The following is a 25164-nucleotide window of genomic DNA, read 5'->3' on the forward strand; positions in this document are numbered from 1 at the left end:
GCGATGACCGCGACGACGAGCACATCGGATCCGTCGGTCGCATCGGTCCACCTCGCCAGGGTCGTGGCCGGCGGCTGGCAGCCCCTGGTGCTGCTGCTGTTGATCGTCTTCGGTACGCCCCTGTTCGGCCGGAGCGACGTCTACCCGCTGCTGATCCTCGCCGGCATCTACGGCATCGCGGTGGTCGGCGTCTCCGTGCTGGCCGGGCTGGGCGGCCAGCTCACCCTGGGGCACGCGGTGTTCATGGCGATGGGGGCCTACGCCTCGGCGCTGTGCACGGTCAGATGGGGCCTGCCCGCCATCGTCGGGGTCGCCGCCGGCGTCGGGTGCGCCCTGCTGCTCGCCCTGGTCACCAGCCCGATCCTCCGCCTGCGCGGCTGGTACCTCGCCATGGCCACGATCGCGCTCGCCTACATCCTCCAGCGGGTCCTGGTCAACCTGCACTCGCTGACGGGCGGCAACAACGGGCTCTACGGCATCCCCGCCTTCTCCATCGCCGGCTGGACGGTGCAGGGCGACCAGCAGTACTTCATCCTCGCCTGGACGCTCACCCTCGTCTGCTTCGTGCTCGGCCGGAACATCGCGCGTTCGCGGTACGGCCGGTCCCTCTCCGCCATCCACAAGGACGCCAACGCCGCCGCCACGCTGGGCATCAACCCGGTCCGGGCCAAGGCCGTCCTCTGGCTGATCGCCTCGGTTCCCGCCGCCGTCGCCGGATCGGTGTTCGCCCACTACAGCGCCTTCATCGCGCCCGGCGACTTCACCTTCGCGACGTCACTGGTGCTCTTCGCCGCCGTCATCATCGGCGGAGCGCGCAGCATCTTCGCCGGTCTCGTCGCGGTGACGTTCCTGGTCACCATGCCGGCCTACTCGTCGGGCCACCTCACCGGGGAGCTCATGGAGGCGACGGCGATGATCGTCGTGTACCTGACGTCCCCGGACGGCGTCGCGGGCATCGTCGATGCCGGCAGGCGGCGCCTCGCAGCCCGCAGCGGCCGCGATGCTTGACGCGCGCGGCATCCGGGTCGAGTTCGGGGGCGTCGCCGCGCTCGATTCCGTCTCCTTCAGCGTCGAGCCGGGCAGCGCGGTCGGGCTGATCGGCCCCAACGGCGCCGGCAAGTCCACCTTCATCAACGTCGTGGCCGGCTCGCTCGCCCCGGCCGCGGGCCGCGTCTGCTGGCGGGGCCGGCAGGTCAGCGCGCGGCGGCCGGACCTCGTGGCCCGGCTCGGCGTTGCCCGGACCTTCCAGCACGCGCACCTGTTCCCCGGGCTCACCGCCCTGGAGAACGTCATGATCGGTGCGCACCTGAAGGGCCGGTCCGGGGTCTTCGACGCGATGGTCCGCTCCCCGCGGTGGCGCGACGACGAGCGCCGCCTCCGCGCGATCGCGGCCGAGGCGATGGAGCAGGTGCACGCCGGCCACCTCGCGCACAAAGTCTGCGACGACCTGACGGCCGGGCAGCAACGCCTCGTCGCGGTCGCCCGCGCCCTGGCCGGTGCGCCGTCCCTGCTCCTGCTCGACGAACCCGCGGCGGGGCTCACCGACACCGAGCGGGAGCGGCTCTCGGCCGACCTCAAGGCCTACTTCGCCACGCACGGCCTGACGGTGCTCCTCGTCGAGCACCATCTCGGATTCCTGATGTCACTGGTGTCCCGCATCGTCGTCTTCGACCGGGGCACCGTCCTCGCCGACGGCGAACCCGCGCGGATCCGCCGCGACCCCGCCGTCATCGCCGCCTATCTGGGAGCCGACCATGCTACGAGCTGAGTCGCTGGTCGCGGGCTATCTGGGCGCGCCCGTGCTCCACGAGGTGAGCCTCAGCGTGGCGGCCGGCGAGGTCTTCTGCCTGCTGGGCGCCAACGGGGCCGGCAAGAGCACCATCGCCAGGGCGCTGGCCGGGATCCTGGCCCCGCGCAGCGGCACCGTCACCGTCAACGACCTCGACGTGACCGGCTACCCGCCGAACCGGCGGGTCCGGGCCGGGCTGTCCCTCGTCCCCGAGTCGCGGCACCTGTTCGGCCGATCGACGGTGCGCGACAACCTCCTGCTCGGCGGGTACACCCGCTCCCGCACCGGCCGGGCCGAGACCTTCGACCGCGTGCTGAACCTCTTCCCGCAGCTCGGTGCGCTGCTCGGCCGGCGGGCCCGCGACCTGTCCGGCGGCGAACAGCAGATGGTCGCGATCGGGCGCGCGCTCATGGCCGATCCGGCGTTCCTCATCCTCGACGAACCGAGTCTCGGGCTGGCGCCGATCTACGTCGACGTCATCCTCGAGCAGGCGGCCGGGCTGGCGGAGCGCGGCGTCGGGGTGCTGCTCATCGAGCAGAACGTCGGCAAGGCGCTGGCCGTCGGCCACCGCGGCGCCGTCGTCGAGGCCGGCCGGATCGTCCTGACCGGCCCGGCCGCCGAGCTCCGCACCGACCCCACCGTGGTGGACTCCTACCTCGGCGGTGTGGCATGAGCACGCTGCTGCAGCTGACCTTCGCCGGCCTCAACGTCGGCGTGCTCTACATGCTGGTCGCCCTGGGAATGGTCGTGACACACCAGGTCGCCCGCGTGGAGAGCCTCGCGCAAGGGGTCTTCGTCGTCTACGGAGCCCTGATCTTCGGTACCGTCCGCGACGGGCTCGGGCTGCCGCTCGCGGTGGCGGTCGCGGCGAGCCTCGTGGCGTGTGCCGCGATCGCGGCCGTGCTCCACGTCATCATCCTCAACCGGTTCACCGCCCGCGGCTCCACCGGGCCGGTCATCATGTCCCTCGGGTGCGCGCTGCTGTTCAGCGAGCTCGCCCGGCAGTTCTGGGGCCTGAACGACCGCAGCGCGGCGCCGTACCTGCCGAGCCGGCCGCTGCAGGTCCTCGGCGCCACGGTGCTGCCCCAGTCGCTGCTGATGTGGACCGGCGCCGCCGTGCTGGTCGTCGTCGGCTACCTGCTGTTCGAGCGGACGATGGCCGGCAAGGCGCTGCGCGCGGCCGCCGACGACGCGGCGGGCGCCCGCCTCGTCGGCATCAACGTGCGCCGGATGCGGTTCATCAGCTTTCAGCTCGCCGGTCTCCTCGGCTGCGTCGCCGGGATCCTGCTGGCGCCGGTCATGGCCTTCGGCTGGTCAGCGGTGCTCCCGATGGCCGTCGTGGGCGCGATCGGCGCGATCGCGGGCCGGTGGGAGTACGCGCCGGCCGCCCTGGCCAGCCTGGCCATCGGACTGTTCGCCAGCTACGCCGGCGGTTACGTCTCCACCGGCTGGCAGGACGTGTACGTCTACGGCGCCTTCATCGCCGTGCTGTTCCTCCTCAGGGAGGACAAGAGGCCCCGCGCCGGCATCCGCCTTCACCCGCTTCGTCCCCGGACGACGACACCCCCTCAGGAAGTGCGATGAACACGAGCCCACGGCCGGTCCTCGCGGCCGGACTGGTGATGATGGTATCCCTGGCGGCCGCGGCCTGCGGATCGACCGGGAACGCCGCCGCGGACGGCGGCGGGACCGTCCAGATCGGCGTGGTCCTGGACCGGACCGGCGTGCTCGCCGCGACGGCGGTACCCGCGATGAACGGCATCCAGCTCGCCGTCGACGAGGTCAACGCCAAGGGCGGAATCCACGGCCGCAAGGTCGAGCTGCTGGTCGAGGACGGCACCTCCGATCCCGCGGTGGCCGCCGCGGCGGCCCGCAACCTCAGCCGGAAGGTCCCCGTCGTGCTCGGCTCCGCCGCCGGCGCCGGGTGCCGGGCGATGCAACCCATCCTCGACTCGGCGAAGGTGCTGCAGTACTGCATCTCCCCGCAGCAGTTCAACCTGACACCGCTGTTCTTCTGGGGCCTGGCGCCGACCACCGACTACCCGGCGGCCACCCTGCCGTGGCTGCGCAGCATCAAGGCGCACAAGCTCGCCTTCATCGGCCAGGACGACGCCAGCGGCGACGGCTACCTCAGCCTGTTCAAGTACATCGCCCAGGCGAACCCGACCGAGTTCCAGATCGTCGCCCAGGAGCGATTCGGGTCCGGCACGACGAATCTGGAGACCCAGCTGACCCACCTCCGCGACGCCAAGCCCGACCTGGTCATCGCCGGCACGTCGGGCGGCAACATCGTGCCCGTCGCGCGGGCGATGAACGCCCTGGGCATGGACCAGCCCGTCTGGGTCGGCACCGGCTCGGCGACGCTCGACGCGCTCAAGCCGCTCGCCAACGACATCCCCAAGGGCGGGCTCTTCGCCAACGCGTTCTGGGTGGACGTGCCCGACAAGGTGCCGGGCAGCGTCGGCTACGCCCCGAAGGTGACCGCCTTCACCGAGGCGTACTCGAAGCAGTACGGCCAGCCGGGCGCGCTGGCCGGCGGGGCGTACGACGCGACGAGGCAGATCCTCGACGGCTTCGACTCGGGCGCGTCCACCGGGCCGGCGCTCGCGGCCTACCTCGAGCAGAACGCGCACACCGGCGTGCTCGGCCCCTACGAGATCAACGCGAAGCGCCACCAGGGCGCCACCCTGCCGCCCGTGATGATGACCTACGACGGAGGCCCGGCGTTCAAGCTGGCCTACTCCGGCTCCTGACGGACCGGACCGACGCGGGACCGGCCCGGTCCCGAGGGGCCGGCTCCGGCCGGCCCCGGACAAGGAGCACCGCAATGACACCCCTCACCTTCGCGGCGCCGCAGGCCGCGCCGGCCCCGGACCGGCCGGGCGACCTCGCGCTGCGCGTCACCGCGGTCCGGCTGGAAGCCGACGACGTGATCTCCCTGGTCCTGGCCTCCCCGGCGGGCGCCGACCTGCCGGGGTGGGCGCCGGGAGCGCACATCGAGCTGCTCCTGCCGAGCGGGCGGATGCGCCAGTACTCGCTGTGCGGCCCCACCGAGAACCGCAAGGAGTACCGGATCGCGGTCCTGCGCGAGCGGGCGGGCCGGGGCGGCTCCGCGGAGATCCACGACTCGCCGCTGGTCGGCCGCGTGTTCCCGGTCCGGGGCCCGCGCAACCACTTCGAGCTGCGGCCGAGCCGGCGGTACCGGTTCATCGCCGGAGGCATCGGCGTGACGCCGGTCCTGGCGATGGCCCGCTCGCTCGGGCGCGACGTCCCGTGGACCCTGCACTACGGCGGGCGCTCGCGGGCGAGCATGGCGTTCGTGGACGAGCTGCGCGCCGCCGGCGGCGAGCGGGTCATCGTGACCGCCCAGGACGAGCAGGGCATCCTGGACGTCGACGCCATCGTCGCCGGCGCCGACGCGGACACGGCCATCTACTGCTGCGGACCGGCCGGTCTGCTGGCGGCGGTCGCGGCGTCCCGCGAAAGCCTCGCTCCGCGCAGCCCCCTCTATGTCGAGCGGTTCACCGGTTCGGGCGGGTCGGCGGCGGCGGGTACCGCGACATCCGCCGGCGAGCGCGAGTTCGAGATCGAGCTGCGGCGCTCGGGGGTCACGGCCGTGGTGCCGCCCGGCCGGACGGTCCTCGACGTCATCCGGGAATTCGTTCCGGACGCGCCGTTCTCGTGTGCGGAGGGCTACTGCGGCAGCTGCGAGACCGCCGTCCTTGCGGGCACGCCCGACCATCGCGACGAGATCCTGACCGAGGCGGAGCGAGCGCGGAACCGCACCATGTTTCCCTGCGTGAGCCGGGCCCGCTCGGATCGCCTGGTGCTCGATCTCTAGCGCGACGGCGGGGAGCGTGGACGGCGGCCCGGCGCGGTGGTGCGACACTGGTACCTGGACCTGGGGGAGGTGGGATGCAGGGCACCGGGGGAGGCGGCCACAGCGCGACCCGAGACGCCGGCCGCCCGCGGCCGGCCGTCGTGTTGCCGCTGGATCTGACGCCGGGCCATCTCCTGCGCCGGGCACAGCAGGTGCACACGGCGCTGTGGCTCGCCGAGTTCGACCGGGAGGTCACCGGCCCCCAGTTCGCGCTGCTCCTCGCGATGACGCAGAACGGGCCGCTGGACCAGAACTCGGTCGGTCAGCTGGTGTCCCTCGACAAGTCCACGGCGGCCGACGTCATCGTGCGCCTGCAGAAGTACGGCTGGCTCGACCGGACGCGCGATCCGTCGGACGCCCGGCGCAACCTGCTCACGCTCACCCGGGCCGCCCGGACCGCGGTGCGCCACCTGACCGCGGGCGTCGTCGCCGTGCAGCAGCGCCTCGTCGAGCCCATCGCACCGGCGCGCCGCCACTGGTTCGTCGAGAAGCTCGCGCTCCTCGCCTACGCCGGCCAGGTGCCGGCGCCGCGGGCCGCGCGGCCCGCCGGCGAGCGGGCGGAGATCGCCGTCCCGCTGAGGCTGGAAGGGGCGCCCGGGCACCTCATCCGGCGCGCCGAGCAACTGCACGGGTCGCACTGGCTCACCCGGGTGGGACCGCGGCTCACGCCGTCGCAGTACGGCCTGCTCTCCGCGATCGCCTCGCAGCACCTGCTCGACCAGCGCGACGCGGGCGACCGGGCGTCGCTGGACAAGTCGAGCACGTCCGACATCGTGGGCCGGCTGACCCGGCGCGGCCTCATCGGGCGCGAGGGGGACGAGCGCGACCGGCGGCGCAAGCTGCTCTACCTCACCGACGAGGCGTGGCAGCTCATGGAGGAGGTGGAGCCCGCGGTGCGGGCCGTCCAGGCGGCGCTGGTCCAGCCCCTCCCCGAGGATGACGCGGCGGAGCTGACCGAGCTGCTCCGCAACGTCGCATACCGCAGGTAGCCGGCCCATCGCAGGCCTCCTCTGCCGGTCCGTCGCCGTAGACTGGGCCGATTGTTTGGATACGGAGTACTGACATGGAGCGTGCGGTGGAAGCATCCCGGCTCGACGTGGCGGACGCGCATCAGGCGCTGGCCGTCGCGGGCCAGACGGACATGGTTTGGGGACACGCCAGCCTGCGCGACCCGCAGGGCCGCGGCGTGTGGATGAAGGCGGCGGGCTGGGGCTTCGAGGAGATCACCGCCGAGCGGGTCATCCTGGTCTCGCCGGGCGGTGACGTCGTCGAAGGCGACGGACGCCGGCACATCGAGTACCCGATCCATACACAGCTCATGGCGGCTCGGCCCGATGTCGCGGCCGTTGTCCACGGCCATGCCCCGGCGACGGCGGTGTTCGCCTCGCTCGACGTCCCGCTGCGCGCGCTCTCCCACGACGCGGTTCCCTTCCTCGACCCCGACATTCCCCGCTTCACCGAGAGCGGGGACCTGATCCGCGACGACCGGCTCGGTGCCGCGCTGGCCGCCGCGGTCGGCTCCGCCGCCGGTGCGCTGATCCCGGGCCACGGCTTCGTCGTCGCCGGGCCGAGCCTCGCCGTGGCCGTGATGCGCGCGGTGCTGCTGGAGCGGGCCTGCGGCAACCACCTGGCGGCGCTGAGCGCGGGCGGGCCGGCCCGGTGGTCCGACGAGAGCGAGGTCGCCAGCAAGCGCGAGTCGGTGTGGTCGCCGGGGCAGTATCAGGCCGGCTACGACTACCTGCTGCGACGCGCGGGCGTCGGCAAAGACTCGTAGGTTCGCGGCCCTGGCGCGCGAATCGCGCCGCGCCCCATAATAGTTCGTGTACGTAGTGATTCGCGATTCTGGAGGGAGGTGGCGGTGGACGACGAAGCGACACCGTTCCTCGTGGTGGGCGGCGGCATCGGCGGGATGGTGCTCGCGCTCGCCCTGGCCCGGCGCGGGCAGCGCTCGCTGGTGCTGGAGCAGGCGCCCGAGATCGGGGAGATCGGCGCCGGAATCCAGCTGGCCCCCAACGGCCTGCGCGTGCTCGACCGGCTGGGCGTGTTCCAGGCGCTGCTGGCCACGGCGGTCGCGCCCCCGGCCGCTACGCTGCGGGACGCGACGTCCGGCGAGGTCCTCGCCCGGCTCACGTTCGACGATCGGTTCCGTGGGGAGTATGGGTACCCGTACCTCGTCATCCACCGCAGCGATCTGCACAGCGGTCTGGTCGACGCCGCCCTGGCGACCGGGCTGGTCGAGATCCGCACCAACAGCAGGGTCGCGGGGCTCCGGCAGGACCCGGCCGGGCCCGCCGAGGTCGCGCTCGCCACGGGGGAACGCCTCCGCGCACAGCGCGTCGTGGGCGCCGACGGCCTGCACTCGGTCGTGCGCGAATACGTCTCCGGCGGGGACGACCTGGTGCACCTCGGCGACTTCGCATACCGCGGCACGGTCCCGTATGACGAGATCGCCGATCGCGAGGGCAAGGACGACGTCACGTGGTGGGTGGGCCCGTCCATGCACCTGATCCAGTACCCGGTCCGCGGTGGCAGCCTGATCAACCAGGTGGCCGTCTTCACCAGCGACGCCGACCGCCCGGACCTCGGCGCGCCGGCCGACCCCGCGGACTTCGACCGGCTCCTCGACGGCAAGCACCCGCTGGTCGCGCAGGGGGCCGCGCTGCTGGACCGGCAGCGCCACTGGGCCATGATCGACCGGAATCCGCTCGGCCGCTGGACGCGCGGGCGGGTCACGCTCCTCGGCGACGCCGCGCACCCCATGGTGCAGTACCTCGCGCAGGGCGGCTGTCAGGCGCTGGAGGACGCCGCCTGCCTCGCCGAGTGCGTCGCGTCGAACGATGACGCCGAGTCGGCCTTCAAGGACTACGAGAGCCGCCGGATTCCGGTCACGGCGACGGTGCAGCGCTGGGCGCGCAACATGGGCGCTATCGTCCACGCCGGCGGACTCATGCGGGACCTGCGCGACGAGCTGCTCCGCTCCCGGACGACCGACAGCTTTCCGCACGTCGACCGGCTCTACGGCAACCACGCAACGGAGGCACGAACATGACCACCATCACCTACCTCGGACACTCGTGCCTGCTGCTGGAGGTCGAGCGGCCGGGCGGCCCGTCCAGCCGGATCCTCCTCGACCCCGGAAACCTCAGCTCATCGGTCGGGGGCGTCGGCCGCGTCGACGCGGTGCTGGTGACGCACGCGCACCCGGACCACATCGACCCGGCGCAGATCGAGCGGCTGCGGGAGGCCGGTCCGGTCTCGGTGTACGGACCCGCCGACGCCATGGAGTCGCTGCGCTCGGCCGACGTGACCACGACGACCGTCGAACCGGGCTCGTTCGAGGTGGCGGGGCTGGCCATCACGGTGCTGCGGACCAGCCACGAGACGCTCTACCCCGGCATCCCGCTCCCGGCCAACTTCGGCTACGACCTGGGCGGCATCGTGTTCGCGCCGGGCGACTCGCTGACCGTGCCGCAGGTGCCGGTCGACGTGCTGCTCGCGCCGCTGGGCGGCCCCTGGATGAAGCTCTCCGAAGGCATCGACTACGTGCGCGCCGTGGCCCCGCGCCGGGTGATTCCGATCCACGACGCGGGCCTGGCGCCCGCGCATCGCGGCCTGCACCGCACGCTGTTGTCGTCGTTCGCGCCGGAGGGCAGCGAGATCCACCCGCTGGAGCTGGGCGAATCCCTGTCCCTGTCGAGCACGCCGGCACCGTAGCCGGCCGGCGACGGCGCTCGGCCGGCGGTGCCTTACTGCTTCGGGCCGCCGGCCGGCTCCGCGGTCAGCAGATAGTCATCGGCGTCCGGATTCCAGCTCAGCCGCACCGCGCCGCTGGTCGCGGCCGCCTTGCAGAACTGCAGGAACGTCCGGTAGCCCAGCTTCTTCTCGCTGAAGTCCGGCCGGACCCGGCGGATCTGGTTCTTCAGCCCCGACAGCGCGACCCCGCCGTTACCGGCGGCCGCGTCCTGCACGACGGCTCGCAACAGCGCGAACGCCACCTCGGCGTCGCCGTGCTCCGGCAGCGCCACCTCCGGGTCGCCCTTGGCCGGGCCCTCGACCAGCTCGACCACGTTGCGCTCGGCCAGGTGGCGCAGCAGCTCACCGAACGCGCGGAACCCGTAGTCCGATTCGCTGAAGGTCGGATCCTTGCGCAGCAGCGTCCGCTTCAGCATCGACGCGGTGACCTCACCGCCGGAGCTGCCCTGCAGCCCGGCGACGGTCTGCGCGACGAGCACCGCCAGCTCGTCGCCGTCGCGCACGGGCTCCGCCGGCGGCGGGGCCTTCTCGGGCTCCGGCTCGACGGCGCGCCCCGGGCGGCTGCCGCGGGCGCGCGCCGCGGGGACCTCGACCCCTTCGAGCCGGTCGTAGTAGAGGAACTCGTCGCAGGCCGGCGGCAGCAGCGCCGACGTGGACTTCTCCACGCCGACGCCGATGACCCGCTTGTTGAGGCCGCGCAGCTTGTCGACCAGCGGGGTGAAGTCGCTGTCACCGGTACACAGCACGAACGTCGAGATGTACTCACGCTCGAACGCCAGCTCCATGGCGTCGACCGCCATCTTGATGTCGGCGGCGTTCTTGCGCGCGGCACCCATCCGCTGCGGCATCTCGATCAACTCGACGTGGGACCGCGTGAGCATCCGGCGATCCTCGTCGAAGTAGGACCAGTCGGCGTACGCTCGGCGGACCACCACCCGTCCTCGCTCGGCGAGGGCGTCGGCGATCGGACGGAAGTCGAACGTCATGCCGCCGAGGTGGTCACGCGCCCCCAGCGCCAGGTTCTCGTAGTCGAGGAACAGCGCGATCCGGTCTTCCTGATCCACATCCGTCAGCGTACGCCCGCCCACCGGCGCTCACCCGACGACGTGAAAGCCAGGGTGGCCGGCCCACGCCCCCATCGCCGCCGCGTCGAGGCAGACGGCGTCGCCGACGCGCACGCAGCGGCCGGCGTCGCCCAGCCGACGCAGGAGGTCCGCGGCGGGCGGGGAGCGGAACTCGACGAACACCCAGCCGTCGACCCGCCGCGCCATTTCCCGAGCGATCCGCGCGAGGGCCGGTCGCCCGCCGACGTCGCTGACGAAGATGTGCAGCACGATGTCGCAGCGCATGGTCGTCCCGCTGGCCCGCTCGACGAGCCGGAGCTCCTCCGGCTCGATCTCGGCGCCCGGCGGCTGGATGTCGTAGCCGTAGGGCAGGCCGGCGGCGGAGTACCAGAGGCGTGGGTCCGGTTCGTACCGGGTCATGCCCGCGGCGATCAGCTCCTCCACCAGGATCGGCTCGACCTGCCCGGCGGTGCGGGGACTCAGGACGCTCAGCGCTGTTCCACCCACAGCGCGGAAGTAGACAACATCCGACGCCCGGGCGGAAGTCTCCGTGATCATGCGCAACCCGGCATCGACACCAAGGTTTTTCATGATCGCGGAGTGCTGATGTACCCCTGTGTACCGAAAGGTTCCGGGATCATGGCAAACCCGGTGTGCGGTCAGCGCGAGGGTCATGATCACGGAGACATACGTCCGGCCCGGCCGCGCCGCCCCCGGGGGTGTACCTATGGGCGGCGTCGGCGTCGCGGGCGTCGGTCTTCGTGGTGCCGGGGTGCGGGACGGCCAGCCGGCGCATGACCAGGCCGGGCAGGTAGGCCACCTGATGCCCGCACACGCGGGCGACCGCGACGGGCAGCGCGCCCGCCCGGCGGCTCGTGGCCGCCGACGCCGCCGGGGAATTCTTCGGGCGCTGAGGCTCAGCTTCGCCGCGGTGCGGCCGATGGCCAGGGTGTCCAGTGTTCCGGTACGGGATGACGGGGTACCACGATGGGCCTGAGCTCGGCATTCGACGATCGCTCCCTGCGCACCAAAATCACCACGGCGGTGCTGGTCGCCGCGGTCAGCGGCATCATTGTGGGCGGGGTCGCGATCGGCACCGTGCGCTCGATGCGCACCGACGCGGCCACGGCCGAGCGCACCAGCATCACGTCGCTCGGCGCGGCCGGGGCGTTCGCCAAGAACATCGAGGCCTTCGGCGGCAACGTCTCCGCGATGCGGCTGTACCCGTCGCTGGCCGACCGCATCAGCCAGAGCATGGAGAACGACCGCAAAGCCGTCGAGGACGCGCTGTCCAGCCTGGACACCAGTCTCGCCGGCACGGCGGGCGGGCAGGACATCGTGGTCAAGGCGCGCAAGGACTGGCAGGCCTACACCGACTTCCTCAACACCGACCTCAGCAAGGCCACCCCGGCGCAGCTGGAGACGGCGCTCCAGCAGTACAACACCCTCTACGGCGCGCTGGGCCAGGACCAGACCGCGCTGGAGAACGCGGCCCGGGCCCAGGCGGAGGCGAGCGTCAAGGCCGCGTCCGACCGCGCGTCGAGGGCCACCCTCGTCATCGCGATCGTCCTGGCCGCCGGCCTCGTGCTCAGCCTGCTGATCGCGCTGCGGGTCATGGGCCGGGTACGCCGGGCGGTGCAGGGCGTGCTGCACGTCGCCGACGGCCTGGCCGACGGCGACCTCACCCGCTCCTCCGGCGTGACCACCCGCGACGAGGTCGGCCGGATGGCCGCCTCCCTCGACCGGGGCATCGAGCGGCTGCGCGAGGACCTGGTCGGCCTGGCCGGCAACGCGGGCACCCTGCAGCAGGCGGCGCAGCGGCTGACGTCGGTGTCGCAGTCGGTCGACTCCACCGCCGGGGCCGCCTCCACCCAGGCCTCCACCGTCGCCGCCGCGGCCGGCGAGGTCTCCAGCGACCTGCAGGTCGTCTCGGCCGGCTCGGCGCAGATGGGCGCCTCGGTCCGCGAGATCAGCCGCTCCACCTCGGAGGCCACCACCGTCATCGCCGAGGCGGTCCGGGTCGCCGACGCGACCAGCGCCACCGTCGCCCGACTCGGCGACTCCTCGACGGAGATCGCCACCGTGGTCAAGGTCATCACCGCGATCGCCGAGCAGACCAACCTCCTCGCGCTCAACGCCACGATCGAGGCCGCCCGGGCCGGCGAGGCGGGCAAGGGCTTCGCCGTCGTCGCCAGCGAGGTCAAGGACCTGGCTCAGGAGACCGCCAAGGCCACCGAGGACATCGTCGGCCGGGTCGGGACCATCCAGTCCGACACCACCAGCGCCGTCGCGGCGATCGGCGAGATCTCCGGCATCATCGAGCGGATCAACAACATCCAGCTCACCATCGCCTCGGCGGTCGAGGAACAGGCCGCGACCACCGACGAGATGAGCCGCTCCCTGTCCCGCGCCGCCGGCGGCGCCGGCGCCATCGCCGCCACCATCGCCGACGTGTCGGAGGCGACCCGCCGCACCGCCTCCACGGTGGGCGACACCCGCGACGCCGCCGGCGAACTGGAGGGCATGTCGACCCGCCTGCAAACCCTCGTGTCCCGCTTCCGCTACTGAGCCCGGCGGCAGGCCGGAACCCGGGCACCGGCGCGCCCTGGCCGGCGATCAGCTTCCGGTGAAGCCCTGCTGACGCAGGCGGTCGACGGCGACGCCCAGCAGGCGCTCGGTCTCGGCGAGGTCGGGCGGCTCCGGCCCGGTGTGGCTCAGGATGACCACGACCCGCCCCACCCGGCACACGGCGAGGTTCTCCGCCACCGAGAAGCCGGTGGCCTGCGCGGTCACGGCGGCGGTGACGCGCTCGGGCGAGGCGGACCGCACGGCGACCGACACAGTGATGACCGTGCCATCGGCGTAGGAGAGGGTGAACCGCGGGCAGCGGGCCAGCGCCGCGCCGGCCGCGGTGACCACCCCGGCGGCGCGGCCGTCGGCGTAGTCGCGCAGCACCTCCTGCAGCATCGCGAACGGGCCCGGCGTGGCGTAGACCACCCGGGCCTCGGTGACGCCGGCGCCCGCGGCCGGCAGGGTCTCCAGTTCGTCGAGCCGGCGGGCGCAGTCGGCGGGATCGCCGCGGTGCGGCTCGGTGGGCGGCTGGGTGGTCCGGGTGAAGCCGGCCGGCACGTCGGCCGGGCCGATGAGCGCGTCCCGCAGCGACCCGGTGCCGGAGCGGGCCGGCCCGGGCAGCGGCCGGGCCGGCGCCGGGCGGGGCGCGCCGGCCTCGCAGGCGGCGGCGCCGAGGGCGGCGAGGGGCCCGAGCACGGCCAGGACGATGGTCAGCCGGCGAACGGCGGGCATGGTCATCCTCTTCATCGGCCACTTCCTCGACTCGGCGCGACTCCGTAGCGCAGCAGCAGGTCGCAGCGCCGGTCCAGGCCGCGCACCGCGGTCGCGGCCAGGTCGGCGTCGTGGCGGTCCGCGGCCAGCAGCAGGGTCCGGCCGATGTCGCGCAGCGCGGCGTCGTCGGTCCCGGCGAGGTACCGGCCGAGCGCCCGGGTCTGGTCCTCGTCGCCGCCGGGGCGGGCGGCGGGGCCCGACAGCTGCCACCAGAGGCACGCGTAGCCGCCCTGCGCCGTCGAGGGGCGCGGCAGCGGCCGCGCCGGACCGGGCGGGCGCGGGTCGGCGGTGGCGAGGCCCGGCAGCGCGGCGAGCAGCCCGGCAGCGAGCAGCCAGGCCAGGGCGGCGGCGGGCACGAGGGGGCTCGGGCGGCGCGGCGCGGCCGGGCCGGCGCGCCGGCGCCGCCGGACCGCCCCCAGGGCCACGAACGCCCAGCCCGCCGCGGCCGCGACCAGCAGCGCCCGGCGATAGGGGGCCACGCCGGCCCAGAGCAGCGGCGTGGGCGGCCAGCCGCTGCCGGCGGCGAGCCGGACCAGCAGCAGCCAGGTGCCGAGCGGCACGGCGAGGACCGCGGCGCCGCCGGCCAGGGCGGCGGTGCCCCAGCCGCCGTCCGTGGGGCAGGCCCGGGCGACGCTCGCGCACCACAGGCCGATGAGCGCGCCGATCGCGACCGCCGCCGCGACGATCAGGGCCCCGGACGCGGGATCGGCGCGGCCAAGGTTCAGCTCGGCGGCCCGGCCCCCGGCGGTGGCGAACACCCGCCACCAGTCCGCCGACGCGCGGGGCGCGAGCTGGGCGCCGCACACCAGGCCGAGCCCCAGCGCCGCGCCGGCGGCCGGCGCCCGACCGCCCGGGGGCGGCGCCCCGGGCCGCCAGCAGCCCCAGCCGAGGACGCCCAGCACGGGCCCGGCCGTGACCGCGGCGGCGGCCAGGTAGGCCGGCCACGGGCCGAGCGGCAGGATCACGTCGATCAGCGGGCCCAGCTCGGTGCCGCACAGGCCGGCCGCCGTGCCCGCGACGAACGCGTCCGCCGCCGAGGGGCGCAGGTGCCGGCCGGGGTCGCGCAGCACGGCGGCCCGGCGGGCGGGCGACGGGTGGAAGCGCGGCCGGCCGCGCCGGGCCGGCGCGGTGGCCGGATCGACCGGCACGCCGCCGGAGGCGAGGTCGGCGTCGTGCTCGCGGTGCCGGACGGCGGCCAGCAGCGCGAGATACAGCAGCGCGCCGATGGCCAGCAGCCGCCACGACAGGGCCGGGCCGGCGCTCGGCGCGTGCCGGACGGCGTCCAGGGCGAGCGGCGGCAGCACGAGCGCCGCGGCGACCAGCCAGGCCGACCCGGTCAGGTAGACGCGGCCCACGTCGCGGGCGCGCACGTGCGCCAGCTCGTGGCGCAGCAGCGCCGTGTCGCGAGCCGACCCGCGGACCGCGTTGAGCTCCATGATCTGCGGCACGAGGATGCGGTACGGCCACCGCCGCCCGTAGACCGACGGCGTGTCGCCGGAGCCGATGCCGTGGCCGGCGACCTCCACCACCGGATGGGCGCGCAGGCCCGCCTCGGCCGACAGCGCGGCGACGAGCCGGAACAGCGGGCCGGCCGGGTCCGCCGGGCGGGCCCGGCGCAACCGCCGGATCAGCGGCGGAAACAGCAGGTAGCCGCCGCCGGCCAGCAGGGCCACGGCGACCGGCCAGGCCAGCGTGGCCAGCGCCGCCCGCCGGTCGGCGGCGTCGGTGCAGCCCAGCAGGGCGCGCACCGACGCCGCCGGATCGCCCGCGACGGACGTCGCGGCCGCGGCCGCGCCGACGCACGCCTGGTGCGCCGCCGCTCCCCCTCCTCGCAGCCGTACCCTCCAATCGCCGGCGAACAGTGCGGCCGACAACACGGACAGCCAGACCAGGACCAGGCCCGACGTGCTCGGGGACCGCACGGGATCACGGCCGCGGCCCGGGCGGCGCCGGGGCGTCCACGCTCAGCACCAGCACGATGACCGCGGCGAAGCGGGCCTGGTCGGACTCGCCGCGCCCGGCCCCGGCCGCCGCCCGAGCCGCCGCCGCCCGGATCCCGGCGAGCTGCTCCGGCGTGAACCGCGGCAGCGGCTGCGCGCCGGCGCGCTGCCGGGCCCGCCGCTCGGCCCGCCGGGACCGCCACCGCACGAGCAGCCCGCGCCCGGTGCGCGCCACCCGGCCGGCGCCGGCCTCCACCGCCATGGTCGCGACCACCTGTGCCACGAACGCGATCACCAGCGGCGTCCAGGCGGCGAGCTGATCGGCGGGGATCCCGGCGCCGAGCGGCCGGTCGAGCCGCGAGCCGCGGTCGTGCTCGAACGGGTCGGCCGTGTAGGCCCGCCAGGTGACCTCGAGATAGGGCAGCTCGTCGGCGTTGAGGGCGGCGACCGCCGCCCGCATCGCGTCCAGGCCGGTGCGCTCGGTCATCGGACCACGACCTCGCCGTGGTACATCGAGGCGCTGGCCGAGGCGAAGTTCTGCCCGTTGACGACCGCCCCCTGGCCGCTGCTCGTCGACCAGGTGAAGGTCAGCGAGCCGGTGGACAGGTCCAGCTCGCCCTCCATCGTCGCGGAGGCGCTGCCGACGGTGTTGGTCGCGGAGCCCTGGCCGGAGAACGACACCGTCGTGCCGGCGGCGCGGTAGGTGCCGCGCAGCGGATACAGGTCGGTGCGCACATCGGTGGTGGCGAACACGAACGTGCCCGAGGAGAACTTCCAGCTCGCGTCGGCGACCCGCTGCCGGTCGCCGGCGAGCCACTGCGGCTTGCCCTGGTCCTGCTCCATCGACACGATGGAGCGGGTGCGCAGGGTCGCCGGCAGCGTGACGGCGGCACGCGACCGCTTGCTCGGCTTCGCCGGCGGCGTGGTGGCCTCGGCCGCGCCGTCGGTGGTGCTTTCCGCCCCGGCGGTGGCCGGCGCGCCGCCGGTCGCGCTCGTGCTGTCGTCGTCCCCCGAGCCGCACCCGCCCAGCGACAGGGCCGCGGCGACCGCCACGCCCGCCGCCGCGAGCCGCCAGTCCCCCCGGCGCATCATCGTCCCCATCGGCTTGCCGCCTTCCCTCGACGCATCGGCCTGCGTCCGACGCTAGGCAGCGGCGGGGTACCGGAAAATCCCAGAAATCCGGGACGGCGGGCGTCATCCGATCAAGCGACCGTCCGTGGTGAGCGGCGCCCGGTTGAGGCTCGGCAGATAGTGCCGGGTGAACACGACGCCGACGAGCTCGCGGCGGCTGTGCACGCCCGTCTTGCGGAACACCGACTTGAGGTGGTCCTGGACGGTGTCCTCGGTGATGTGCAGCGCCTGCTGGATGTGCGCGGTCGAGCGGCCGAGCAGCACCAGCTGCGCGATGTCGTGCTCGCGCGGCGTCAGGCCGTAGGCGTTGAGCACGATCGCGCACAGCTCGCCGGGCTCGACCGGGCCGATCGACACCGTGGTCGTGGTGCCGCCGGGATGGGTCATGGGCATGGCGTGCACCGCCAGCCACTGCCCGTTGCGCCCGCGCAGCCGCGCCACCGCGTGCCCGCCGGCGCTCGCCCGGGCCCGGGCCACCACGGCGTGCACCGGATACGGCAGGGTGTCCCGGCCGGCCCGGCCCGCCTCGGGGATCAGGTCGAGCCACGACTTCGCCGCGTCCGTCGCTGCGGACACCCGTTCGTCCGGGCCGAGCGTCAGCACCGCCGGCGCGTCCGGCGCGCCGTCGCACTCGGCGCCGGTCACCAGCAGCGAGCGGCGCAGCGCGGTGACGGCGGGCCCGATGCCCCGGCCGGCCACGGCGAGGTCGTCGGCGGTGAACGGCGCCGACGCGCGGTGCCGGCAGAGCACGAGCAGCCCCCAGACCCGCTGCTCGTCGCGGATGAGCACGCGCAGCTCGTCGGCCAGGTCGAGGGGCCGGAGGATCTCGCGGTAGTAGCGGCAGGCCGCCGGGTCGCCGCCGGTGCTGAGGCTGAGCAGCCGGGCCGGCGCGGCCTGCCGGACGAGCCGGCGCAGGGCGTCGACGCCGTCCTGGTCGATGTGCTCGATCTGGAACAGCCGGGGCATCACCGCCTCGGGGAAGCCGTGGGCGTGCTGGCCGCCGGTGTCGAGCAGCGTCGAGGGGTCCAGCAGCACGGCGCACCAGATGTCGGCCGGGACGTGCCGGAGCAGTTCGGTTGCCGTGCGGTGCAGAACGTCCAGGGGATCCCCACCGTCGGACCAGCCGGTGCGCAGGCGTTGCCGAAGCTCCCGGCCGCGTCGCGCGGCGTCAGCGCGAGGCATGGAACGAGTCAACCATTGTCGATGGCCGCTTTGGATGGACCGTCCGGCGGACCCGTTCCGTGAGTCCGCCGCCCGCGCCCGGTCCCGCGCGCGGTCAGCGGCGCGGCGGCCTGATCCGGCGCGCCTGATCAGGCCGGCCGGCAGCCGGTGGCTCGTCCGCTCAGCCGAGCCCGGCCAGGCGCAGCAGGAGCGACTTGACCTCGGTGGCCGGCACGCGGTCCGGGGTGACGGCCGGGTCGTCGCACAGCCAGACCGGGCCGTCCTCGGCGCGGGACGGGAGCAGGCCGTGGGAGCCGCGCACCGCCTGGGCGCCGGCGTCCAGGCCGACCACGCTCATGAGGTACCGCATCCCCAGCTTCTTGCGCAGCAGCGCGAGCCCGGCCCGGCCCTTGGCGGCGCCCGGGGCGGCCGGGTCGAAGAACAGCTCCGCCGGATCGTAGCCGGGCTTGCGGTGGATCTCGACCAGCCGGGCGAAGTCGGGTCGGCGGGCCTCGTCGAGCCAGTAGTAGTACGTGAACCAGGCGTCGGGCTCGGCCAGCAGCACGAGCTCGCCGGAGCGCTCGTGGTCGAGGCCGTGGCGGGCCTTGCCGGGCTCGTCGAGCACCTCGCCGACGCCGGGCAGCGCGGCGCACAGCTTGGCCACGACGGGCAGGTCCTGCGGGTCGCGCACGTAGACGTGGGCGACCTGGTGGTCGGCGACGGCGAACGCCCGGGAGGTCCACGGGTCGAGGTACTCCATGCCGTCCTGGGTGTGGACGTTGAGCAGCCCCTCGGCCCGCAGCAGGCGGTTGACGTCGACCGGCCGGCTCGCGCCGGTGATGCCGTACTCCGACAGCGCCACCGTCGTCGCGCCGCGCGCCCGGGCCGCGTCGAGCAGCGGGGCGAGCACACTGTCGAGCTCGGCCGCGGCGGCGCCCGCGCGCGGGTCGTCGGGGCCGAAGCGCTGCAGGTCGTAGTCGAGGTGCGGCAGGTACACCAGGGTCAGGTCCGGCGACTTGTCCGCCATGATCTGCTGCGCCGCCTTCGCGATCCACGCCGAGGACGGCAGGCCGGCGTTCGGGCCCCAGTAGGTGAACAGCGGGAACGGGCCGAGCCGCGCGGTGAGCTCGTCGTGCAGCTGCGGCGGGAAGGTGTAGCAGTCGGGCTCCTTGCGCCCGTCGGCGTAGTAGATCGGCCGCGGGGTGACGGTCCAGTCGACGTCGGCGCCCATCGCGTACCACCAGCAGACGTTGGCCACGGTGTAGCCGGGCTCGGCGCGGCGGGCGGCGTGCCACAGCTTGTCGCCGCCGACGAGCGCGTTGTGCTGCCGCCACAGCAGCACCTCGCCGAGGTCGCGGAAGTACCAGCCGTTGCCGACGATCCCGTGCCCGGCCGGGGTCTCGCCGGTCAGGAACGTCGACTGCACCGAGCAGGTGACGGCCGGCAGCACCGGCTCGAGCGGCACGGCGGCGCCGAGCCGGGACAGGTTGGGCATGTGCGGCAGCAGCCGCGGGGTCAGCCCGACGACGTCGAGCACCAGCAGCGGGCGGCTCATATACGCTCCAGGGTCTTGAGCCCGAGGTCCTGCAGGGTGTCCCGGGCGTAGGCGAGCTCCGCGGCCATCCCGTCCGCGAGGGCCTGCGGGCCGGCCGGGCGCTGGCCGGGCGGCAGGACGTTCCAGGTGTACGTCTCCACCTCGAGGTGATCGCAGGCGGCGATCGGCCCGCCGACCAGCGCGCCGAGGCCGGCCCGCAGCACGGGCGTGGTCGAGGCGAGCGGCGGCTCGGGCGCGGCGTGCAGCGGCACGTGGTAGTGCACCCGCCACGGCCCGTCCGGGCCCGCGTCGAGGGCCTCGTCGAGGTCGTCGTAGGCGTGACGGCAGCCGGCGGTGCGGGTCTGGTGCAGGAAGCGGGGCTCGGCGTAGCCGGACACGACCTCGCGCGCGCCGCCCGGGTCGGCGACCTCCAGCGCCGCCGACACCTGGATCTTCACCACCGGCAGGCCGGCCCGGGACAATCGCTGCACCGCGGCGACCGGGTCCTCCCAGGCGCACGCCAGGTGCGCGAGGTCGAGGCAGACGCCGAGCCAGCGGCGGTCCACGCGGGACAGGTGCACCGTGGCCTGGAGCGTGTTCTCGATGACACAGCCCGGCTCCGGTTCGAAGGCCACCCGGATGGTACGACCGGTCAGCACCTCCAGCGCCGCGAGCCCGTCGGCGAGCGCGTCCAGGGCCCGCCACACCCGCTCCGCCTGCCGGCCGTCCCACGGATCGCGCCAGCCCAGCGGCAGCGTCGAGATCGAGCCGCGGGCCGCGTCCTCGGGGAGGAGGTCGACGAGGATCCTCGCCAGGTCGAGGGTGTACCGCAGGCGGGCCGGCTCGGCCCAGTCCGGCCGGTACACGGCGCGCTTGACCACCGGGGCGTGGAACTCCCGGTACGGGAAGCCGTTGAGCGTCACCACCTCCAGCCCGCGCGCGTCGAGCTCGCGGCGCAGCCGCCGGCGCCGGGCGCTGTCGGCGGCGAGCTCCGCGGCCACGTCGGCGCCGAGCCACAGCCCGAGGCCGAGCACGCCGGTGCCGAGCCGCTCGCGCATCGGCGTGGCGTAGGTGTCCAGCTGGCGGACGATGCCGGGCAGGTCCTCGGCCGGGTGCACGTTGGTGCCGTACGCCAGGTGCACGATCTGCCCGTCGCGGTGCCGCAGCCGCATCAGGATCCCCCGCGCAGGATCGAGTTGCCCTCGAACGTGGCGTCGGCGTCCACCGGCCCCAGATCCAGGCGCTTGGACTGCCCGTAGAACTCCACCGGGTTGCGCCACAGCACCCGGTCGACGTCATCGTCGGAGAACCCGGCGGCCAGCATCGCCTCGCCGGTACGCCGGGTCAGCAGCGGATCCGAGCGCCCCCAGTCGGCGGCGGAGTTGACCAGCATCCGCTCCAGGCCGTACTCCCGCAGGATGTGCACCATGCGCTCGGCGGTCATCTTCGTGTCGGGGTAGATGGAGAAGCCCATCCAGCAGCCGCTGCCGGCGACCGCGCCGACGGTGACCTCGTTGAGGTGGTCGACGGCGACCCGGCCGGGGTCGATGCCCGACTCGCGCACCACGTCGAGGGTGCGAGCAGAGCCGCGGGCCTTGTCCCGGTGCGGGGTGTGCACGAGGGCGGGCAGCTCGTGCTCGATGGCGAGGGCGAGCTGCGCGGCGAACGCGTCGTCCTCCTCCGGCGTCATCGAGTCGTAGCCGATCTCGCCGACCGCGACGACCCCGTCCTTCTCCAGGTAGCGGGGCAGGACGCCGAGCACCTCGCGGCAGCGCGGGTCGTTGGCCTCCTTCGGGTTGAGCGCGATCGTGGCATGGTGGCGGATGCCGAACTGGCCGGCCCGGAACGGCTCCCAGCCGACGAGGGAGTCGAAGTAGTCGGTGAACGAGCCGACGCTGGTGCGCGGCTGCCCAAGCCAGAACGCGGGCTCGACGAGCGCCCGCACGCCGGCGGCGGCCATCCGCTCGTAGTCGTCGGTGGTCCGGGACGTCATGTGGATGTGGGGGTCGAAGATGCGCATCACGAGACCCTCCCCGTGGTGGTGAGTCGGTGCAGCAGCTCGCTCGCGTCGGCGGCCAGCGCGCGACCGGCCGCGCGGCGCTCCTCGGCGAGCCCGGCGAGCATGGTGGCGAGCTCGGCGTCGGCCCGCTCGCCGAGGTCGGCGACGCCGGCCAGCGGCAGCCCCATGAAGACGGCCTTGAGCACGCCCTGCCGCCAGGCGGCGGCGTCGAGGTGGCGGGCCGCGGGCCCGAGCGCGGTGGCCACCAGGCGGGTGTCGTTGGTGCGCAGCGCGTCGAGCAGCAGCGGCGCGGCCACCTCGGCCGAGATGTCGAGCAGCGCCAGGGCGTGCAGCACGGCGCGCTTCTCGGCGGCGTCGCCGTAGCGGTAGAGCGCCTCGGCCTCGGCGCCGGCGTTGTGCTGTGGCAGCGCGGCCAGCAGTAGCACCCGGGCGGCGTCCTCGACGCTCCAGCCGGCCGGCCGCTCCAGCAGCCGCCGGCCGCAGCGGCGCCCGACGGCCGGGAACAGCCGCCCGATCGCCGCCGGGTCCCGGGCCACGGTGGCCAGCGCCGTGTCGAGCCACTCGCGGTCGGCGAGCTTGCCCTCGATCGCCGCGCGAAGGTCTTCGGTGGTCATAACGCCTCCTTCTCAGCGGCGCGCAGGAACGCCAGCGAGTCGCGGGCCACGCCCGGCGCGGCGTGGCTGTGGCGGGGCAACTCGACCGCGACGAGGCCGCCGTAGCCGATGTCGGCCAGCGCGCGCAGCACCGGCGGGAAGTCGACCTCGCCCTGGCCGAACTCCAGGTGCTCGTGCACGCCCCGGCGCATGTCGTCGATCTGCACGTTGACCAGCGAGCCGGCCGCCCTCCGCACGCACTCGTCGGCCGGCACCGGCTCCAGGCAGCGGCAGTGGCCGATGTCCAGGGTCAGCCCGAAGCGGGCCGGGGCGCCGAGGTCGGCGCGCAGCCGCTCCCAGTCGTCGACGGACTCGACCAGCATGCCGGGCTCGGGCTCGAAGCCGAGCATCATCTCCGCGCCCTCGGCGGCGGCCAGCACCTCGGCGCAGCCGGCCACCAGCCGCCGCCACGCCTCGCGCTCGTCCAGGCCCGCGGGGCGTACCCCGGCCCAGAAACTCACCGCCTCCGCGCCCAGGTCGGCGCCGATGCGCACCGCCCGGTGCAGGAACTCCAGCCGCCGCTCGGGCTCGTCGTCCTGCAGGGTCGGGGCGTGCTTGTGCCACTTGTCGAGCAGGTACCGCGCGCCGGTCTCGATGACGACGCCGAGCCCGAGCCGTTCCAGCCGCCGGTGTACGGCGCGCACCTCCCGCCACACCTGGGCGTCGAACGGGTCGAGGTGGTGGTGGTCCAGCGTGAGCGCGACGCCCGCGTAGCCGAGCTCGGCGATGACGTCGAGCGCGTCGTCGAGCCGGTGGTTGCTGAAGCCGTTCGTGCCGTAGCCGAACCGCAGCCCGGTCATGTCGGCGACACCAGCCGCGCCAGCCGCCGCCCCAGCGGCGCCGCCGCGGCCACGGCGATCCCGGCGATCGGCGCACCGGCCCGCGCGGTCAGCGCGCCCTGCAGCGCCGGCAGGTTGACGATCCCGGCGCCGACCGCGGCCCGGACCTTGGCCGCCGCGGGCTCCCGGACGGCCGCGACCTGCGGCGCGCCGTAGCGGGCGGCATACCACGCGGCGAGCGCCGCCGGGACGGGCCGCCTGCCGGCGCCGGCCGCGGCCGTGACCGCCGCCGTCCCGGCCAGCGTCGCCGCCGGCAGCGCGGGTGTCGCGCCGTGCACCTCGGCCCGGGACAGCGCCGTCACCGTGTACGTGTGGGCGAAGACGGTCGCGGCCGGCCAGGCCGCGCGGCGCAGCCGCCCGCCGGACGCCCCGAGCAGCACGTCGAGCGCGCGGCAGGCGGCCATCGCCGCCGGCCCGGCCGCGGTGTTCTTGAGCCCCAGGTCGTAGGCCCACACCGCCCCGGCCAGCGGCGCCGCGATCGCCAGGGCCCGCCGCCCACCGGCCAGCCCGGCCGCCGCGACGCCGGCCGCGGTCAGCCCCGCCGCCACGCCGAACGCCGCGGCGGGGGCGATCCGGCCCGACGGAATGGGCCGCTCCGGGCGCTCCTTGGCGTCGACCTCCCGGTCGGCCCAGTCGTTGGCGGCCATGCCGGCCCAGTAGAGCAGCACGCTGCCCGCGGCCAGCCCGGCCGTGCGCGGCCCGAGCCGCCCGGCCGCCGCGGCCCCGGCGACCACGTCACCCGGCACCGACAGCGCGGCGGGCGCCCGCACCAGCTCGACCAGGTCCCGCCACCGGAGCTTCATCGCAGGCTCGCGACGAACGCGCTGAGGGCCTCGAACTGGGCGGCCAGGCCGTGGTCGACGTCGCCGAGCGGGTCCTTGAAGAAGAACGCCAGCTCCGGCAGCGGCCCCACCCGTCCGGCGGCGTCCGCGGCGGCGGCGAGCCGGGCCAGGTCGAGCACGAGCGGCGCGGCGAGCGCGGAGTCGCAGCCGTGCCAGGTGAACTCCATGCGCATCGGCGTGCCCAGGAAGCCGGCGAACGTGATCAGGTCCCAGGCGGTCTTGAAGTCGCCGATGTCCGGGACGTACTCGATGCGGGTGTGCCCGTCGGGCACATAGCCGAGGGTCTCGCCGAGCACGCGCTGCTTGCTGGCCGACTTGGCGGCGTTCGCGGCCGGGTCGGAGAGGGTCGCGCCGTCGCCGCCGCCGAGCAGGTTGACCCCGGACCAGGAGCGCACCTGCAGCCGCCGCATCGCGAACATCGGGGCGAGCACCGACTTCAGCAACGTCTCGCCGGTCTTGCCGTCGTGGCCGGCATACGGCACGCGCCGCTCCACGGCGAGCTCGTGCAGGGCCGGCAGCCGGGCGCCGGTGGACGGGGTGAAGTCGACATACGCGCAGCCTGCGGTGAAGGCGGCGTATGCGGCAAGGGCGCTTGGTGGAAGTACCACTTCGTGGGTCTGCAAGGCATCGCGGAGCGCGCCGAGCGCGGCGTGCGCCGGGTGCGGGGCCGGCGCCGCCTCGGTGGACGCCACGTTGACGACCACGACCCGGTCCAGCCCGTGCCGCTCCCGGAACGCCACCAGGTCACCCGCGATGGCCGCCGCGACCTCCCCCTGCGTGGCCGCGAGCGGCAGCGGACGCAGCTCTTCGTCGACTGTGGACAGTTCACTGTGGAGCGCGGCGACGAGCCGCCCCGGCACGACCCCCGCGGCGGCGAGCGCCTCGGCCCGCTTGAGCAGCCCCGTCGTGGCGATGTCGTGGCCGCCGAACACCAGGTCGGCGAAGCCCGGCAACGCCGCGCTGCGCAGGTCGGGGTGCTCGGTGACGCACCCGATCGGCTCGGACAGCCCGGCCCGCACCGCCGCGGCGCCGACAATACTGGTGACGGCGACGGAACCGCGCGCGCCAACCAGCCAGACACCCGTACGCACGGGCCCCTCCTAGCGGTGAGCAAACGTGTGTGACGATCTGGAGGGTCACTGAGGTGCGACATCGCCGACTGTCGCTGGACTAGGAGCGTAGATCCCCGCGCCCCTCTTCCGCCAGAGGCAGCCGA

Annotated in this window: 25 protein-coding genes and 1 pseudogene; 11 read left to right on the top strand and 15 right to left on the bottom strand. The window is 74.7% G+C overall.

Annotated features, from left to right (window positions below; all coding sequences use genetic code 11):
- Positions 1-3: 3 nt before the first annotated feature.
- From ACQPXD_RS41340 to ACQPXD_RS41385, 10 genes are all read left to right on the top strand, one after another.
- Entirely contained in the window at positions 4-1008 is a 1005-nt protein-coding gene (locus tag ACQPXD_RS41340; RefSeq protein ID WP_432828005.1) for a branched-chain amino acid ABC transporter permease, read from the top strand.
- Positions 1001-1768, top strand: a complete 768-nt coding sequence (locus ACQPXD_RS41345; protein WP_432828007.1) for an ABC transporter ATP-binding protein — start codon at positions 1001-1003, stop codon at positions 1766-1768. The genes ACQPXD_RS41340 and ACQPXD_RS41345 overlap by 8 nt, the downstream gene beginning before the upstream one ends.
- Positions 1755-2462 carry an ABC transporter ATP-binding protein gene (locus ACQPXD_RS41350; RefSeq protein WP_432828009.1) on the top strand — a complete coding sequence of 236 codons (708 nt, stop codon included), beginning with the start codon at positions 1755-1757 and terminating at the stop codon, positions 2460-2462. Before ACQPXD_RS41345 ends, ACQPXD_RS41350 begins: the two co-directional genes overlap by 14 nt.
- Positions 2459-3373 carry a branched-chain amino acid ABC transporter permease gene (locus ACQPXD_RS41355; RefSeq protein ID WP_432828011.1) on the top strand — a complete coding sequence of 305 codons (915 nt, stop codon included), beginning with the start codon at positions 2459-2461 and terminating at the stop codon, positions 3371-3373. The genes ACQPXD_RS41350 and ACQPXD_RS41355 overlap by 4 nt, the downstream gene beginning before the upstream one ends.
- Entirely contained in the window at positions 3370-4542 is a 1173-nt protein-coding gene (locus ACQPXD_RS41360) for an ABC transporter substrate-binding protein (RefSeq protein WP_432828013.1), read from the top strand. Before ACQPXD_RS41355 ends, ACQPXD_RS41360 begins: the two co-directional genes overlap by 4 nt.
- 74 nt (positions 4543-4616) lie before the next feature.
- Positions 4617-5630, top strand: coding sequence for a PDR/VanB family oxidoreductase (locus tag ACQPXD_RS41365; RefSeq protein ID WP_432828015.1), 1014 nt, complete (start codon positions 4617-4619; stop codon positions 5628-5630).
- 74 nt (positions 5631-5704) lie between these two features.
- Complete coding sequence (locus tag ACQPXD_RS41370; RefSeq protein ID WP_432828017.1) at positions 5705-6658, top strand: MarR family winged helix-turn-helix transcriptional regulator; 954 nt, start codon at positions 5705-5707, stop codon at positions 6656-6658.
- Positions 6659-6744: 86 nt separating this feature from the next.
- Positions 6745-7443: a class II aldolase/adducin family protein gene (locus ACQPXD_RS41375; RefSeq protein WP_432828019.1), complete on the top strand. Its 699-nt coding sequence runs from the start codon at positions 6745-6747 to the stop codon at positions 7441-7443.
- Between the two features lie 84 nt (positions 7444-7527).
- Positions 7528-8718, top strand: a complete 1191-nt coding sequence (locus ACQPXD_RS41380; protein WP_432828021.1) for an FAD-dependent monooxygenase — start codon at positions 7528-7530, stop codon at positions 8716-8718.
- The gene (locus ACQPXD_RS41385; RefSeq protein ID WP_432828023.1) at positions 8715-9383 is read left to right on the top strand and encodes an MBL fold metallo-hydrolase; all 669 of its coding nucleotides are present in this window, start codon (positions 8715-8717) and stop codon (positions 9381-9383) included. Before ACQPXD_RS41380 ends, ACQPXD_RS41385 begins: the two co-directional genes overlap by 4 nt.
- Positions 9384-9415: 32 nt before the next feature.
- On the opposite strand, the gene ACQPXD_RS41390 is transcribed toward ACQPXD_RS41385, so the two are convergent.
- The 3 genes and pseudogenes from ACQPXD_RS41390 to ACQPXD_RS41400 form a co-directional block, all read right to left on the bottom strand.
- Complete coding sequence (locus ACQPXD_RS41390; RefSeq protein WP_432828025.1) at positions 9416-10486, bottom strand: NYN domain-containing protein; 1071 nt, start codon at positions 10484-10486, stop codon at positions 9416-9418.
- Positions 10487-10516: 30 nt separating this feature from the next.
- A complete protein-coding gene (locus ACQPXD_RS41395) occupies positions 10517-10993 on the bottom strand; it encodes a hypothetical protein (RefSeq protein ID WP_432828027.1) in 477 nt (158 codons plus the stop codon).
- A 232-nt stretch (positions 10994-11225) separates the two neighbouring features.
- Positions 11226-11348 (bottom strand): annotated as a pseudogene (locus ACQPXD_RS41400) (IS110 family transposase); the annotation flags it as partial.
- Between the two features lie 125 nt (positions 11349-11473).
- Between ACQPXD_RS41400 and ACQPXD_RS41405 the strand changes: the two are divergent.
- Positions 11474-13054 (top strand): methyl-accepting chemotaxis protein, encoded by a 1581-nt coding sequence (locus ACQPXD_RS41405; protein ID WP_432828029.1) that lies wholly within the window; start codon positions 11474-11476, stop codon positions 13052-13054.
- A gap of 48 nt (positions 13055-13102) precedes the next feature.
- Here ACQPXD_RS41405 and ACQPXD_RS41410 read toward each other — a convergent pair whose 3' ends face one another.
- The 12 genes from ACQPXD_RS41410 to ACQPXD_RS41465 form a co-directional block, all read right to left on the bottom strand.
- Positions 13103-13804 (bottom strand): hypothetical protein, encoded by a 702-nt coding sequence (locus ACQPXD_RS41410; protein WP_432828031.1) that lies wholly within the window; start codon positions 13802-13804, stop codon positions 13103-13105.
- Positions 13801-15750, bottom strand: coding sequence for a hypothetical protein (locus tag ACQPXD_RS41415; RefSeq protein ID WP_432828033.1), 1950 nt, complete (start codon positions 15748-15750; stop codon positions 13801-13803). Before ACQPXD_RS41415 ends, ACQPXD_RS41410 begins: the two co-directional genes overlap by 4 nt.
- A gap of 4 nt (positions 15751-15754) precedes the next feature.
- Positions 15755-16255, bottom strand: coding sequence for a hypothetical protein (locus ACQPXD_RS41420; RefSeq protein ID WP_432828035.1), 501 nt, complete (start codon positions 16253-16255; stop codon positions 15755-15757).
- On the bottom strand, positions 16252-16869 hold the full coding sequence (locus tag ACQPXD_RS41425) for a hypothetical protein (RefSeq protein ID WP_432828037.1): 618 nt from the start codon (positions 16867-16869) through the stop codon (positions 16252-16254). Before ACQPXD_RS41425 ends, ACQPXD_RS41420 begins: the two co-directional genes overlap by 4 nt.
- Before the next feature lie 93 nt (positions 16870-16962).
- Positions 16963-18081, bottom strand: a complete 1119-nt coding sequence (locus ACQPXD_RS41430; protein ID WP_432828039.1) for a LuxR C-terminal-related transcriptional regulator — start codon at positions 18079-18081, stop codon at positions 16963-16965.
- A gap of 160 nt (positions 18082-18241) precedes the next feature.
- The gene (locus tag ACQPXD_RS41435; RefSeq protein WP_432828041.1) at positions 18242-19615 is read right to left on the bottom strand and encodes an alkaline phosphatase family protein; all 1374 of its coding nucleotides are present in this window, start codon (positions 19613-19615) and stop codon (positions 18242-18244) included.
- Positions 19612-20766 carry a metabolite traffic protein EboE gene (gene eboE / locus ACQPXD_RS41440; protein ID WP_432828043.1) on the bottom strand — a complete coding sequence of 385 codons (1155 nt, stop codon included), beginning with the start codon at positions 20764-20766 and terminating at the stop codon, positions 19612-19614. The genes ACQPXD_RS41435 and eboE overlap by 4 nt, the downstream gene beginning before the upstream one ends.
- Positions 20766-21614 (bottom strand): TatD family hydrolase, encoded by an 849-nt coding sequence (locus ACQPXD_RS41445; protein WP_432828045.1) that lies wholly within the window; start codon positions 21612-21614, stop codon positions 20766-20768. The genes eboE and ACQPXD_RS41445 overlap by 1 nt, the downstream gene beginning before the upstream one ends.
- A complete protein-coding gene (locus ACQPXD_RS41450) occupies positions 21614-22228 on the bottom strand; it encodes an EboA domain-containing protein (RefSeq protein WP_432828047.1) in 615 nt (204 codons plus the stop codon). Before ACQPXD_RS41450 ends, ACQPXD_RS41445 begins: the two co-directional genes overlap by 1 nt.
- On the bottom strand, positions 22225-23067 hold the full coding sequence (locus tag ACQPXD_RS41455) for a sugar phosphate isomerase/epimerase family protein (RefSeq protein ID WP_432828049.1): 843 nt from the start codon (positions 23065-23067) through the stop codon (positions 22225-22227). The genes ACQPXD_RS41450 and ACQPXD_RS41455 overlap by 4 nt, the downstream gene beginning before the upstream one ends.
- Entirely contained in the window at positions 23064-23909 is an 846-nt protein-coding gene (locus ACQPXD_RS41460) for an SCO3242 family prenyltransferase (protein WP_432828050.1), read from the bottom strand. The genes ACQPXD_RS41455 and ACQPXD_RS41460 overlap by 4 nt, the downstream gene beginning before the upstream one ends.
- Positions 23906-25039 (bottom strand): inositol-3-phosphate synthase, encoded by a 1134-nt coding sequence (locus ACQPXD_RS41465; protein WP_432828052.1) that lies wholly within the window; start codon positions 25037-25039, stop codon positions 23906-23908. The genes ACQPXD_RS41460 and ACQPXD_RS41465 overlap by 4 nt, the downstream gene beginning before the upstream one ends.
- Positions 25040-25164 lie beyond the last annotated feature (125 nt).

The sequence above is a fragment of the Dactylosporangium sp. CA-092794 genome (genome assembly GCF_050948465.1).
Taxonomy (GTDB): Bacteria; Actinomycetota; Actinomycetes; order Mycobacteriales; family Micromonosporaceae; genus Dactylosporangium.

What these genes read in the sequence shown, in the direction of transcription:
- ACQPXD_RS41450 (WP_432828047.1), bottom strand. Translation starts at nt 22,228, where the DNA reads ATGACCACCGAAGACCTTCGCGCGGCGATCGAGGGCAAGCTCGCCGAC.
- ACQPXD_RS41340 (WP_432828005.1), top strand. Translation starts at nt 4, where the DNA reads ATGACCGCGACGACGAGCACATCGGATCCGTCGGTCGCATCGGTCCAC.
- ACQPXD_RS41360 (WP_432828013.1), top strand. Translation starts at nt 3,370, where the DNA reads ATGAACACGAGCCCACGGCCGGTCCTCGCGGCCGGACTGGTGATGATG.
- ACQPXD_RS41405 (WP_432828029.1), top strand. Translation starts at nt 11,474, where the DNA reads ATGGGCCTGAGCTCGGCATTCGACGATCGCTCCCTGCGCACCAAAATC.
- ACQPXD_RS41460 (WP_432828050.1), bottom strand. Translation starts at nt 23,909, where the DNA reads ATGAAGCTCCGGTGGCGGGACCTGGTCGAGCTGGTGCGGGCGCCCGCC.
- ACQPXD_RS41435 (WP_432828041.1), bottom strand. Translation starts at nt 19,615, where the DNA reads ATGAGCCGCCCGCTGCTGGTGCTCGACGTCGTCGGGCTGACCCCGCGG.
- ACQPXD_RS41365 (WP_432828015.1), top strand. Translation starts at nt 4,617, where the DNA reads ATGACACCCCTCACCTTCGCGGCGCCGCAGGCCGCGCCGGCCCCGGAC.
- ACQPXD_RS41345 (WP_432828007.1), top strand. Translation starts at nt 1,001, where the DNA reads ATGCTTGACGCGCGCGGCATCCGGGTCGAGTTCGGGGGCGTCGCCGCG.
- ACQPXD_RS41350 (WP_432828009.1), top strand. Translation starts at nt 1,755, where the DNA reads ATGCTACGAGCTGAGTCGCTGGTCGCGGGCTATCTGGGCGCGCCCGTG.
- ACQPXD_RS41385 (WP_432828023.1), top strand. Translation starts at nt 8,715, where the DNA reads ATGACCACCATCACCTACCTCGGACACTCGTGCCTGCTGCTGGAGGTC.
- ACQPXD_RS41355 (WP_432828011.1), top strand. Translation starts at nt 2,459, where the DNA reads ATGAGCACGCTGCTGCAGCTGACCTTCGCCGGCCTCAACGTCGGCGTG.
- ACQPXD_RS41425 (WP_432828037.1), bottom strand. Translation starts at nt 16,869, where the DNA reads ATGGGGACGATGATGCGCCGGGGGGACTGGCGGCTCGCGGCGGCGGGC.
- ACQPXD_RS41420 (WP_432828035.1), bottom strand. Translation starts at nt 16,255, where the DNA reads ATGACCGAGCGCACCGGCCTGGACGCGATGCGGGCGGCGGTCGCCGCC.
- ACQPXD_RS41445 (WP_432828045.1), bottom strand. Translation starts at nt 21,614, where the DNA reads ATGCGCATCTTCGACCCCCACATCCACATGACGTCCCGGACCACCGAC.
- ACQPXD_RS41455 (WP_432828049.1), bottom strand. Translation starts at nt 23,067, where the DNA reads ATGACCGGGCTGCGGTTCGGCTACGGCACGAACGGCTTCAGCAACCAC.
- eboE (WP_432828043.1), bottom strand. Translation starts at nt 20,766, where the DNA reads ATGCGGCTGCGGCACCGCGACGGGCAGATCGTGCACCTGGCGTACGGC.
- ACQPXD_RS41430 (WP_432828039.1), bottom strand. Translation starts at nt 18,081, where the DNA reads ATGCCTCGCGCTGACGCCGCGCGACGCGGCCGGGAGCTTCGGCAACGC.
- ACQPXD_RS41370 (WP_432828017.1), top strand. Translation starts at nt 5,705, where the DNA reads ATGCAGGGCACCGGGGGAGGCGGCCACAGCGCGACCCGAGACGCCGGC.
- ACQPXD_RS41410 (WP_432828031.1), bottom strand. Translation starts at nt 13,804, where the DNA reads ATGAAGAGGATGACCATGCCCGCCGTTCGCCGGCTGACCATCGTCCTG.